Raw genomic sequence first — 12179 nt, 5'->3', positions numbered from 1 at the left:
GGATCATGGCGTGATCGCCGGGAGAGGATGCTCGCATGAGTGTTCGCCCCCTGCCCACGAGCACCCCGTCCGCCCAAGGCGTCGACCCGGCCGGTGTCCATGCCCTCCTCGACGGCCTGGAGACCGCCCCCGACCTCGAGCCGCACAGTCTGATGGTGCTGCGCCACGGCAAGGTCGTGGCGTCGGGGTGGTGGGCGCCGTACACCGCCGACCGCCTCCACCTGCTGTACTCGCTCAGCAAGAGCTTCACGGCGACCGCCGCCGGCATCGCCGCCGCCGAGGGACTGCTCCGCCTCGACGACACGGTGATCTCCTACTTCCCGGAGTTCGAGGCCGACATCACCGACCCGCGCAGCCGTGCCATGCTGGTGCGGCACGTGGCGTCCATGGCCAGCGGCCATGTGGCCGAGACGTACGACCGGGCGGTGGCGGCCGACCGCGAGGAGCCGGTGCGCGGCTTCCTGCTGCTGCCGCCGGAGCGTGACCCGGGCACGGTCTTCGCCTACAACCAGCCCGCCACCTACACCCTCGCCGCGATCGTGCAGCGGGTCACCGGCCAGTCGCTCACCGACTACCTGCGGCCGCGCCTGCTCGATCCCCTCGGTATCGGGGACGTGGCCTGGCTGCGCGACCGGGCCGGACGCGAGCTGGGCTTCAGCGGACTGCACGCCACCACCGACGCGATCGCCCGGCTCGGGCAGCTGTATCTCCAGCGCGGCGAGTGGGAGGGCGAACGCCTGCTGTCCGAGGCGTGGGTGGCCGAGGCGACGCGCTCGCACATCGTCGCCGAGGACGGCACCTGGAGCGGCGACTGGGCACGGGGGTACGGCTTCCAGTTCTGGATGGCCCGGCACGGCTACCGCGGGGACGGGGCGTACGGGCAGTACTGCCTGGTCCTGCCCGAGCAGGACGCGGTGGTCGCCATCACGGGGGCCACGCACGAGATGCAGAAGGTGCTCGACCTGGTCTGGGACCACCTGCTGCCGGCCTTCGGCGCCGACCCGCTGCCGGGCCGCGCGCGGGAGGACGCCGCACTGGCCGAGCGCCTGGACCGGCTCGCGCTGCCGCCGGCCGGCGGCAAGCCCGCACCGCTGGAGCAGGACCTCGCCTTCACCCCGTACGGGGGCCGTTGCGAGGGACTGCCCAAGCTCACCGGGGTGGAGATCGGCGCGGACGGCCGCCGGATCACGCTCGTCGAGGACGGACAGCGGCTTCAGCTGGGGTTCGGCGCACCGGGCTGGACCGTGACCGAGGGACCGGTGCCCGCCGCCGTGAGCGGGGGCTGGACCGACGAGGACACCCTGGTGCTGGACGTGGCACTGCTGGAGACACCGCACCACGTCGATCTGACCTGCTCGCTCACCGACCGGACGTTCACCGCGCGATGGCGCACGCAACCGCTGCACAGCTCCCGTGTCGCGGCGATGCGGGCACCGCGCGACTCAGTCTGACGGGATCCGGAAGGTGCGCAGGACCGTCTCCAGGGCCCGCTGGTTGGCTGGGTCCTCCCAGTCACCGGCCGGGGTCGTCCAGCGCAGCGAGAAACCCCTGCCCGAGCCGATGAGGAAACCACGGCCCAGGGTGTGCAGGCGGGTGCCGTCGACGGTCGCGAGCCACTCCAGGTCGGCCGCCTCGCGGCCCTGGTACGTCGTCGCGCGGATCTCCCCGATCCGCTCGTACCCGCCCGCCCTCTTCAGCGCCGGTTCGACGTCGTCCCGCCACACGGCGACCGGGTCGTCGCCCACCCGTGTGCTGTAGGTGACCGCGAGCGTGCGCGGGTCGCCCTTCGCGCCCAGGACGACCCGGTACGCCAGATCGTCCTGTTCGGTGGTGCTCAGCGCCTCCCAGCCCTCGGGGAGGCCCACGGAGAAGCCCTGCGGTGAGGTGTAGTGCTGGAACCGCGGCTGCTCGCGCGTCGGGGAGGCGCTCGTCGGCTCGGCGGTCGGGGTCGGGGTCGGCGTCGGCGTAGGGGTGGGGGTGGGTGTCGGAGCGGGCGTGGGGGCCTGGCTGGGCGGTGCGGCGGGGGCCGAGGCCGTGGCGGTCGGTCTGGGGGTGCTCGTGTCGGTCGCCGAGTCGTCCGAACCGCCCGGCACTTCGCGGGCCACGACGACGACCACGACCGCCGCCGTGACGGCGGCCAGCGCCGTGCCCGCGACCAGGACGCGCTTGCGCCGGCCCGGCCCGCCGACGGACAGGCCGCGCAGCCGGGGCCGGGGCTCCGAGGCGAGGGGCGCGCCGGGGTCCTCGGCGACGACACGGGTGAGCGCCTCACGGACCACCTGGCGGGTCAGCCGCTCCCGTGAGTTCTTCCGCAGCAGTCCCAGCACGGTCGGGGTGAGCGGCCCGGCCCGTACGGGGCTGCGCAGCGGCAGCCGGTCCACGCCCTTCAGGGTGGTCTCCGGGCTGTCCCGGTCCCGGAACGGCGGGCGGCCCTCGACCATCGTGTACAGCATCGCGCCCAGCGCCCACAGGTCCGCCGCCGGTCCGATGCGCTCGTCGCGGGCCTGTTCGGGGGAGGCGTACGACGGGGCGCTGATCCGGGGCGCGAGGGTCGCGCCGGTCAGACCGAAGCCGGTGACGACGACAGGACCCTTGTCCCGCACGAACACCTGGCCGGGACTGAGCTCGCCGTGCGTGATGCCCTCGCCGTGCCCGGCCTCCAGCACGTCGAGGAGTTCCAGGCCGATCCGGGCGGCCCGCACGTGGTCGAACGCGCCCTCCCTCTCCAGGACCTCACCCAGCGAGACGCCCTCGATCCAGTCGGTGACGGCCCACAGGGTGCCGTACTCCTCGACGGCGTCCACGACCGTGGCGACGCGGCCGGGGCAGAGCCGTCCCATGGTCTGCGACATCCGGACGACCCGGGCGATCGCGCGCCGTGAGCTCTCCCCGTCCGGGTCCGGGGGCAGCCCGATCTGGGTGAGCAGACACGGGCGCCCGACCTCGACGTCCTCCCCGTACCAGCAGACGCGGTTCGTCTCGCGATGCAGGACCTCCAGCAGCCGGTACCTCCCGGCCACCAACTCGTGTGTGGAGACGTGCGCCTTGACCATGGCCATCCCTCGCCGAACCCTGGCTCTCACCTTTCCCAGTGGTACGGGAGACGTGACGGGGTGCGTTCAGCGGAAAGCGGAGTCCTTTTCCTGACGGGCTGTCATGGACAAGGGGTGTCGCACGGTCAGAGCAGTTCGAAACGTTTTGCCCAGGCGGCGACATCCCCGGTCGTCGCGTTGCCCCCGCACACCACCAGCCCCAGGCGGGCACCGCTCCCCACCCGTTCCAGCACCCGCCGGGCGGCGGGCAGCAGGCAGCCCGCGGCGGGCTCGGCCCACACCTTGGCGTGGTCGGCGAGTTGCAGCGAACCCCGCACCGCCTCCCGGTCGCTCACCACGAGCACCTCGTCGACCAGGGCGGCCACATGGTCGTACGTCAGCCGGGACACGGACGGGGCGCTCAGCGTGGACACGATCGAGGACAGCGTGACCGGCACCGGGCGACCCGCGGCGAGCGCCTCGGACATGGCCTCGGCGCCCTCGGTCTCCACGCCCCAGATCCGCACTCCGGGACGCCGGGCGCGCAGTGCCGCCGCGACACCGGCGATCAGGCCACCGCCCCCGACGCTGACGACGACGTCGGTGAGGTCACCGGCGTCCTCGGCGAACTCCAGGCCCACGGTCCCCTGTCCGGCGATCACCAGCGGGTCGTCGAAGGGGTGGACCAGCGTCAGCCCCTCGTCCCGCAACCGGGTCACCAGCGAGAACGCGCCGTCCATGTCGTCGGTCACCCGCACGGACGCCCCGGCGTCCTCAGCGATCCGCAGGGCGTGGGCCGGCGCCGAACGCGGCATGACCACCGTGGCCTTCACGTCGAGCGCGGCGGCCATCACCGCGAGGGCGATGCCGTGGTTGCCGCCGCTCACCGCGACGACACCGGCGGCCCGCTCGGCCTCGGTCAGCGAGAGCAGCTTCGCCGTCGCGCCGCGCGCCTTGAACGAGCCGGTGCGCTGAAGGAGCTCCAGCTTGGCGGTGACCGGCGCCCCGAGCAGGGCGGACAGACCAGGACTCGGAACGGTCGGGGTACGGATCACATGTGCGGCGATCCGCTCGGCCGCGGCTTCGATGTCGGAGATCCCGATCAAGGCAGTCCACCCTCCCGGCACGGACGGTCCGTACCGCTTCGCACCCTCGCGCGTCGGGCGGTCGCCGGTCAACACGGATTCGGCGGCCGCCCGGACGACGGCCCGGCGGGGGTCAGTGCTGCTGCGGTTTCTGCGGAGTGGTCTCGCTGGGTCGTACGACGACGTACCCCTCGCCCTGGAGCATCAGCTGCACCGCCTCGCCCGAACCGCCGCGCAGCATCGACCCGATGGACTGCGAACGGTGCAGTGAGGTGTGCAGGCCCGCGGTCCAGCCGACGACCGCGTCCGTGTCGACGTACACCGGGTACTGCCGCGAGACGGGGATCACCAGCGGGTTGCCCTCGCAGACCAGCCCCAGCATCCCGCTGCCGGTGAAGACGCTGTTGAACAGGCCGCCGCCGGAGATGCCCGCGCCCTTCACCGTCGCGATCCGGTACGACAACGTGGCGTCGAAACACAGCACGTTGCGGCCGTTGACCGTGAACTCGTCGCCCGGGTCCACCTCCACCACGAAACAGTTCTGCGCCTCCTGCGCGAACCAGGCCTCGCCCTGGCCGCGCACGCTCATCAGCGGCAGGCCCTCACCGGTGACCGCGCGCTTGAGCATGCCGCCCACGCCCTGGCCCTTGCGTTCGAACTGGAGGTTGCCGCGATAGGCGATCATCGAGCCCTGCCGGGCGAACATCTCCCCGTTCACCGTGTACTTGACGCACTTCGCGTTCTCGACCGACATACCCGGCGCCGCGGCCGGCTGGACCATGTGCTCACTGGAAAAGAGGTCACCCTTCATGCGGGCATGGTGTCCCGGAGGCGCGTGTTCCGCCATGGGGCCCGGCGGTGTGTCGGTCAGGCGCCGAAGAGCTGGGTCCAGTCGGTGCCCGCCGAACCGCCGCCCCCGAAGCCGATCAGGTCAGTCCAGCGCGACCCCGGGAGCGAGGTCCTCGTAGCGCTCGACCCGTGCGGAACCGCGGACCGCCGTGCCGCGCTTGCCGCAGAACGCCGACTCCAGCGTGCCCGCCAGGGTGTTGAGCACCGCCCCGTTGTTGGAGGCGTTGGCGAGCGCGCTGAGGCTGCGCCTGCCGTCCTTCGAGGTGAACGCGTAGGTGTAGTAGCCCTGGACGGCGCCGGTGTGCCCGTACACCGACACCCCGCACGACAGGGTCCGGCGGCGCAGGCCGAGGCCGTACGCCGTGGTGCTGTTGACCTTCCACCAGCGCTGCATCTGCCCCAGGCTCGCGGCCGAGGTCAGCTCTCCGCCCAGCAGTGCCGACAGGAAGGTGTTGAGGTCACCGGTGGTGGACAGCAGTGCGCCCGCGCTCTGCGCCCAGGACGTCGTCTGCCGGGTGGCGTCGATCAGGGGCGCCCCCGCGGTGTCGGGGGTCAGGTAGCCGCGGGCGTGGCGGCCGGGGATCTTCGTGGCGGGATGGACGTAGAGCGTGTTGCGCAGGCCGAGCGGCTCGATGATGCGGCTCTGGTACGCCGTCCCCACCGAGTGGCCCGTGAGCTTCTCGATGAGCATGCCGGCGACCACGAAGTTGGTGTTGGAGTACACGTAGGCGGCGCCGGGCCGGTTGGTGCGGGCGTGGCGCAGTGAGCGGTCCACCAGCTGGCGGTAGGTGAAGACCTTGGTGCGGACGGCCTCGAAGCCCTGGACCGACCTGGCGAACATGTCGTTGGAGTAGTCGTACAGCCCGCTGCGGTGGCTCAGGACGTGGCGCACGGTGATGCGGTCGTCGGGCAGCAGGCCGGGCAGATAGCGGTTGACCGGCGCGTCGAGCTTCAGCTTCTTCTCGTCGACCAACTGGAGCAGCACCACGGCGGAGAAGGTCTTGGTGACGCTGCCGATGCGGAACCGGTCACGGGTGCTGATGGCCCGTCGGGTCCCGCGGTCGGCGACGCCGGTGACCAGGCGGTGCACGGTCCCGCGGTCGTCGACGCGGGCCATCGCGCCGGGCGCGCCCTGTCGCACGGCGGTGCGCAGCACGCCGCGCAGCCCCACGAGGTCGGGCTCGGCCAGGGCAGCCGCCGCGCCGGTCGGGGCCGTGTCCGGGCCGGCGGTCGTGGCGTGGGCCGGGACCGCGAGCAGGGACAGCAGGACCGCCCCCGAGACCGTGGCCCTGCGCAGCGTTGCTGATGTCATCCGACTGTTCTCCCGTTTCTTCTCGTTCTTCTGGATGCGAGATCGATCACACATACGCCGGGCAACCTCCTCGCACTCCGTCACATCTCCACAGTCGACGCACAGTTGGTGACCCATCGCTCACTGAGCGCTGCGGATTCGCAAAGTATCGCCATGAAGTGCTGAAAAAGCGACGATTCCGGCTTTACATGAACATGACTCATCCGTAAGGGTGTGGTCCCGGGGCCCGACCAGCCCCCATGGCGCCAACCGCGCCATGCACCAGGGCGGTTGGTGATCCCGGCCGCCCTCGCGCGAAGGAACCCTCAACAGTGCGTAGACCCCATATACGCAACCTGGCCGTCGCCGTCGCCGTGACGACGGCCGCCACGGGGCTCGCGGGCACGGCAGTCGCCGACCCGTCCACCGGGACGCCGGGCAAGGCCCCGGCCGTCACCGCCGCGTCCGTCGTGGACGCCGCCCGCACCGCCGCGTTCGCCCACGCGGAGGCGACCGGCGTCGTCCCGGGCGACGAACTCCAGGCCCAGGACGTCCTGATCGACCCCGAAGGCGCCCGGCATGTCCGGTTCCTCCGGGCCCACCGCGGCATGCCGGTCCTCGGCGGCGACCTCGTCGTCCACCTCACCCGGCAGCTGGCCTACACCGGAGTCACCCGCGCGGCCGACCACGCCGTCCGGCCCCAGGCCTCGAAGGCCAAGCTGACGGCACAGCAGGCCGAAGCGCGCGCCGCCGCCGCGGCCAAGGGCGACGCGGGTCCGGCGGAGCTCGTCGTCGACGCCCGCGACGGTGCCTCGGCCCTCGCCTACCAGGTGCGCGTCACCGACAGCGCCACCGCCGAGGCCGGCTCCCGCACGGTCGTCGTCGACGCCCTCACCGGCACGGTGCGCAGCAACACGCCGGACAGCGACGAGTTCCTCTCGCCGCACCTCATCGACACCCTGCGCGCACGCGGCGAGAAGCTGGACCCGGCCACCGGCACCGCCCCGAACGCCGACGCCCTCGCGGCGACCGCCTCGGGCACCGGCAACTCCCTCTTCGCTGGCAAGGTCACGCTCACGACCACCAAGACGGGCAGCCGCGCCTACCTCCTGAAGGACCCCAAGCGCTGGGGCACCGAGACCCGGGACGCCAAGGGCCGGGAGCTGGAGGACTTCGCCCGCGGCAAGAAGTTCACCAGCACCACCAACAAGTGGGGCAACGGCACGACCTCCAACCGCGCCAGCGCCGCCGTCGACGCCCAGTACGGCATCACCAAGACCCTGGACTTCTACAAGAAGACCTTCGGGCGCAAGGGCATCGCCAACAACTCCAAGGGCGCCAAGGCGATGGTCCACTTCGGCAACAAGGTGGCCAACGCCTTCTGGGACCCGGCCTGCGGCTGCATGCTGTACGGCGACGGCGACGGCGACATGTTCAAGAAGCCGCTCGTCGTCCTCGACGTCACCGGCCACGAGCTGACCCACGGCGTCGTGGACGCGACCGCCCGCCTGGAGCCCACCCGCGTGGACGTGGACGGCAACCAGTACGGCGAGGCCGGCTCCCTCAACGAGTCGCTGGCGGACATCTTCGGCTCTAACGTCGAGTTCAGCGCCAACAACCCGAAGAACCCGCCGAACTACCTGCTCGGCGAGAAGCTCGGCCTGGACCAGAAGTTCCTGCGCCGCCTCGACAAGCCCTCCCTCGACGTGCTCGAAGGCGCCATCGACTACTGGTCGCCGGCGGTCTACGACGCCGAGGTGCACGCCGGCTCCGGCGTGTCCTCGCACGCGTACTACCTGCTCGCCGAGGGCAGCGGCCGCAAGAAGATCGGCAACGTCACCTACGACTCGCCGACCATCGACGGCCTGCCCGCGAAGGGCATCGGACGCACCAAGGCCACGGCGATCTACTACCGCGCCCTGACCCGCTACATGGTCTCCTCCACCGACTTCCACGACGCCCGGGTGGCGACCCTGAAGGCGGCGAAGGACCTCTACGGCGCGACCAGCGCCGAGTACAAGGCGGTCAACCGCTCCTGGGCCGCCGTCAACGTCACCGCGGCCAACACGCCCGCGACCAGGCACTGACGACACACGGCACTGTCACGCCCACTGTCTCTCCACCTCGTCGGACACACCGAACTCGGCGTCGCAGGAGGGGCAGTGGGCCCTGCCGAAGACATACGTGAGCGCTCGCGCCACCTCGTCCCGGCCCGCCGCCACGGCCTCCCGGTGCAGCCGGGCGCCGATCCCCTCGAACCGCTCCGGAGTCGTGGGCACGAGCCGCGCCCGGCCCTCCTCGTCCTCCGCGCCCGGGCCGGTCACGTAGTCGCCCGACACGGTGAAGTGGCCGTGGGAACCGAAGGCGACGAAGAGGCCGTCCTCGCACGCAGGGCACTCCAGCTCGTACTCCTCGTTGAGGACTCCCTCCAGCGCCGAAGCCCATACGCCGGCGCCCTCCAGAGCCAGGACGGCCATCTGGAGGTACACGAAGTCACCCGTCTGCAGATGGTTCGCGGCGAACAGACCGCGTGCCACGCCGAGCAGTTCCTCGATCTCGCGGGCACAGAGCTCGCGGCGGACGGTGTCCGCGTCCGTCGTGATCAGCCCGGCCATCAGCACCGCCTGGAGCGGCTCGCCGGGCGCCCGGCCCAGCGCGATGTCCGCGAGGACCGGCATCGCCGCCCAGCTCGCCTCGTACACCGACCCCTGATGGCACAGCGCGGACCACAGCTCGTCCCACACCTTGCCGTCGTCGGGGCCGCCGAGCTGCGCGAAGAGTCCCGGGATGTTCTCCGCGCTGCCGTAGGCGTGCGTCAGCCCGGCCCAGTTGATCGTCGTCATGGCAGCGATTGTGCCGCCCGGCACTGACATCCCGGTCACGGACGGATCCTGCTCCGATCGCCTCCACCCCGACGACAAGGGGACGCAGCCATGGCCGACGCCGTCGACCCGCGCGGTCCCGATTGCGTGGACCGCTGATCACTCCGGGGCGATCAGGCCCTCGCGGTAGGCGACGGCCACCGCCTCGGTCCGGCTCGCCGCCCCCAGCTTGGCGAGGATGTTGGAGACGTGCACGCTCGCCGTCTTGCCGCTGATGAACAACTCCTCGCCGATCTGCCGGTTGCTGCGCCCGAGGGCGAGGAGCCGCAGCACCTCCTGCTCGCGGGCGGTCAGCGGGGAGGAGCCGGTCGCGGTCGCCTGGGTGGCCGCGAGACGGGCCCGGCGGACCAGCTGGTCCGTCTGCTCCAGCAGGAGCGTCGCTCCGAGCCGTACGGCCGTCTCCCGGGCGGCGGTCGCCTCGGCCGCCGCCTCCGCACGCCGGTCGGCCGCCACCAGGGCCTCGGCGAGCCGGAGCCGGCAGCGGGCGAACTCGTAGGCGTCGCCGAAGCCGAACGCGGCGACCGCCTTCTCCCAGGCCGCCACGTCCGGCCCGGACACCGCCCGCACCCACTCCGCCTCGGCGCGCGCCAGCCAGGCCTGTCCCTCCGGCCCCTGCGGCGTGCCGTCCTCCCCGCCGATCGCCGTGTGCCGGGCCGACTCCACCAGCTCGTCGGCGATGGCCGCCCACCGCCCCGCGCCGGCCTCGTCGCCGGTCAGGCGCAGCCCGCAGGCCGTGTCGGCGACCGCGGACAGTGCGCGGGCGGCGAGCCGGACCGTGACGTCGGGACGCGTACCCGCGTCGTCGGTGAGGGCCTTGACCGTCGAACGCAGTTGTTCCACCGCGGCCTCGGCGTCACCGCGCAGCGCCGCCGCCTCGGTCAGCGAGATGCCCGCGACGAGCGTGCCCATCCAGTCGAAAGGCCCCTTGAGCAGGGCACGGGCCCGGTCGGCGGCCGTGAGATCACCGCGCGCGAGGGCGACGTAGAGCGCGGGCCCGGCCGCGTACCCGCTGAGCGTGGGCACCTCGGTGTCGCCGGACGCCGCACGCAGGCACTCGTCCCAGCGGCCCAGGGTGTAGAGCACCACGAGCTGGAGGTGGCGCATCGCCTGGGGGTAGGCCGACGACAACAGCCCGGCACGGCGCGCCCGGTCCAGGCCCTCGGCGAGCCAGGGGAGGGACTCCTCCAGATCGCCGGACTCGTAGCAGCCGATGGCGAGGTTGAACAGCGCGCGCATCTCCACGGGCGCGTTGCCCGCGCCGCGGGCCAACTCCCTGGCCTCGGTGATCCGTTCCCGGCCCTCCGCGGTGCGGCGGCCGCCGCTCTCGAGGGCGGCGAGGGAGATGATCAGGTCTGCCCGGGCGTCCTTCGCGTCGAGTCGCTCGGCGACGCGCAGGGCCTCGCGGGCGACCCGGAGCGCGATCTCGTTCTCGCCGACGTGACGGGCGGCGCTGACATGGGTGGCCGCCGCCCACACCCAGGTCCGTGACGGCGGATCGGCCGGGATGAGGGCGAGCGCCTCACTGCTGTACTCGAACGCCGCGGTCAGGTTGTCGACGTCGATCAGGTTCCCGGCGAGGGTGTAGCGGACCCGTGCGGCGAGTTCGGAGTCGGCGTCCTGGTCGATGCCGGCCAGCGCGGAACGGGTGAGGGAGACCGCGCGGTGCGCCTCACCGGCGTGCGCGGCCGCGGCGGAGGCCCGCAGCGTGAGCGTGACCCGGTCCGCGGAGGGACGTGCGGCCGGCTCGACCGCCGACCACAGATCGAGGGCCGCTTCCAGATGCCGGAGCTCTTCCGCCGGCGCCCCGATCCGCTGGGCGTGGTCGGCCGCCTCCAGCGAGGCGGTCAGGGCCTCGGCGAGCCCATGGCTCTCGCGGTAGTGGTGGGCCCGTTCCGCCGCCGACTCGGGCCGGCGGCCCCGCCCGGTGAGCAGTCGGGCGAACGTGCCGTGCAGCCGGGCCCGTTCACCGGGCAGCAGATCGGCGTAGACGGCCTCGCGGGCGAGCGCGTGCCGGAAGGAGTACGTGTCGCCGTCCCCGGGGACCAGGAGCTGGCGTCCGACGGCCTCGCGCAGCGCCGACTCCAGCTCGTCCTCGGGCAGCCCCACGGCGTCCCGCAGCAGGTCGTGCTCGACCCGGCGCCCCGCCACGGCGGCGGTCCGCAGCACCTGCTGGGCGGTGTCCGACAACTGCTCGAACCGGATCAGCAGCACGTCCGCCAGAGCGCTGGGCACCCCGCCGGCCTCGGTGTCCGTGGCCGCGACCAGCTCCTCGGCGTAGAAGGCGTTGCCCTCGGCCCGTTCGACGATCCGCCGGACCGTGGCGGCCGACAGGGGCTGCTCCTGGAGCGCCTGCACGAGCCGTGTCACCTCGGCGTCGGCCAGCGGGCGCAGCTCCAGCCGCTCGACGGTGGGCAGCCGCACCAGCTCGGCCAGCAACGGGCGCAGCGGGTGGCGCCGGTGCAGGTCGTCCGCCCGGTAGGAGGCGAACAGGGCCAGCCGATGGGTGGGCGCCCCGCCCGCCGACCGCTGCAGAACGCCCCGGCTGAGCAGGAACCGCAGCAGGTCCCGGGAGGACTGGTCGGCCCAGTGCAGATCCTCCAGGACCAGCAACAGCGGGGCGACGTCCGTGAGATCGGCCAGCAGCGCCGCCATCCCCTCGAACAGCTGCAACCGCCCGCCGTCGCCCCCGCCGCCCAACAGCCGCTCCGCCACCGGATGTCCGCCGAGGACCGGGGCGAACCGCTCGTCGGCGGCGAGCACGCCGAGGATCTCCGTGAACGGCAGATACGGCAGACCCACGTCACCGAGGTCGACACAGTGCCCGGTGAGCACGGTCATCCCGTCCCGGGCGGCGCGCCCGGCCGCCTCGTCCAGCATCCGGGTCTTGCCGACGCCGGCGTCCCCGGCGATCAGGACGGCACGCGCCTCACCGCCCCGGGCGCGTTCGAGGACATCGGCGAGACGGGCGAGTTCGTCGGCCCGCCCGATCAGCGGGGAGGCGAAGGAGGTCGGAGGCACACCCCCATCCTGTCACCCGATC

8 protein-coding genes are annotated in these 12179 nt (G+C 72.8%); 2 read left to right on the top strand and 6 right to left on the bottom strand.

The window, feature by feature from the left end:
• The first annotated feature begins 35 nt into the window (after positions 1 to 35).
• Complete coding sequence (locus ACZ56U_RS10790; protein ID WP_469083681.1) at positions 36 to 1451, top strand: serine hydrolase domain-containing protein; 1416 nt, start codon at positions 36 to 38, stop codon at positions 1449 to 1451.
• Here ACZ56U_RS10790 and ACZ56U_RS10785 read toward each other — a convergent pair.
• The 4 genes from ACZ56U_RS10785 to ACZ56U_RS10770 all read right to left on the bottom strand — a co-directional run bounded on the left by ACZ56U_RS10785 (position 1443) and on the right by ACZ56U_RS10770 (position 6278).
• Positions 1443 to 3053: a serine/threonine protein kinase gene (locus ACZ56U_RS10785; protein WP_469083873.1), complete on the bottom strand. Its 1611-nt coding sequence runs from the start codon at positions 3051 to 3053 to the stop codon at positions 1443 to 1445. The genes ACZ56U_RS10790 and ACZ56U_RS10785 overlap by 9 nt on opposite strands.
• 125 nt (positions 3054 to 3178) lie before the next feature.
• Positions 3179 to 4138, bottom strand: a complete 960-nt coding sequence (locus tag ACZ56U_RS10780) for a threonine/serine dehydratase (protein WP_469083680.1) — start codon at positions 4136 to 4138, stop codon at positions 3179 to 3181.
• 112 nt (positions 4139 to 4250) lie between these two features.
• Positions 4251 to 4928 carry an AIM24 family protein gene (locus tag ACZ56U_RS10775; RefSeq protein ID WP_469083679.1) on the bottom strand — a complete coding sequence of 226 codons (678 nt, stop codon included), beginning with the start codon at positions 4926 to 4928 and terminating at the stop codon, positions 4251 to 4253.
• Positions 4929 to 5048: 120 nt separating this feature from the next.
• Positions 5049 to 6278 (bottom strand): serine hydrolase domain-containing protein, encoded by a 1230-nt coding sequence (locus ACZ56U_RS10770; RefSeq protein ID WP_469083678.1) that lies wholly within the window; start codon positions 6276 to 6278, stop codon positions 5049 to 5051.
• A 311-nt stretch (positions 6279 to 6589) separates the two neighbouring features.
• Between ACZ56U_RS10770 and ACZ56U_RS10765 the strand changes: the two genes are divergently transcribed.
• Positions 6590 to 8344, top strand: a complete 1755-nt coding sequence (locus ACZ56U_RS10765) for a M4 family metallopeptidase (protein WP_469083677.1) — start codon at positions 6590 to 6592, stop codon at positions 8342 to 8344.
• Between the two features lie 15 nt (positions 8345 to 8359).
• Here the strand turns inward: ACZ56U_RS10765 and ACZ56U_RS10760 are convergent, their stop codons facing one another.
• A complete protein-coding gene (locus ACZ56U_RS10760) occupies positions 8360 to 9100 on the bottom strand; it encodes a hypothetical protein (protein ID WP_469083676.1) in 741 nt (246 codons plus the stop codon).
• A gap of 138 nt (positions 9101 to 9238) precedes the next feature.
• On the bottom strand, positions 9239 to 12157 hold the full coding sequence (locus ACZ56U_RS10755) for a helix-turn-helix transcriptional regulator (RefSeq protein WP_469083675.1): 2919 nt from the start codon (positions 12155 to 12157) through the stop codon (positions 9239 to 9241).
• Positions 12158 to 12179 lie beyond the last annotated feature (22 nt).

The organism is Streptomyces sp. NPDC034103, from assembly GCF_055575395.1.
Note: the sequence above shows the minus strand (reverse complement) of the source record. Positions and strands in the feature narration are given on the sequence as shown.

Bases quoted from the DNA above. Each gene is read 5' to 3' on its own strand.
- ACZ56U_RS10760 (WP_469083676.1), bottom strand. From the start codon at position 9,100: ATGACGACGATCAACTGGGCCGGGCTGACGCACGCCTACGGCAGCGCG.
- ACZ56U_RS10785 (WP_469083873.1), bottom strand. From the start codon at position 3,053: ATGGTCAAGGCGCACGTCTCCACACACGAGTTGGTGGCCGGGAGGTAC.
- ACZ56U_RS10775 (WP_469083679.1), bottom strand. From the start codon at position 4,928: ATGAAGGGTGACCTCTTTTCCAGTGAGCACATGGTCCAGCCGGCCGCG.
- ACZ56U_RS10770 (WP_469083678.1), bottom strand. From the start codon at position 6,278: ATGACATCAGCAACGCTGCGCAGGGCCACGGTCTCGGGGGCGGTCCTG.
- ACZ56U_RS10790 (WP_469083681.1), top strand. From the start codon at position 36: ATGAGTGTTCGCCCCCTGCCCACGAGCACCCCGTCCGCCCAAGGCGTC.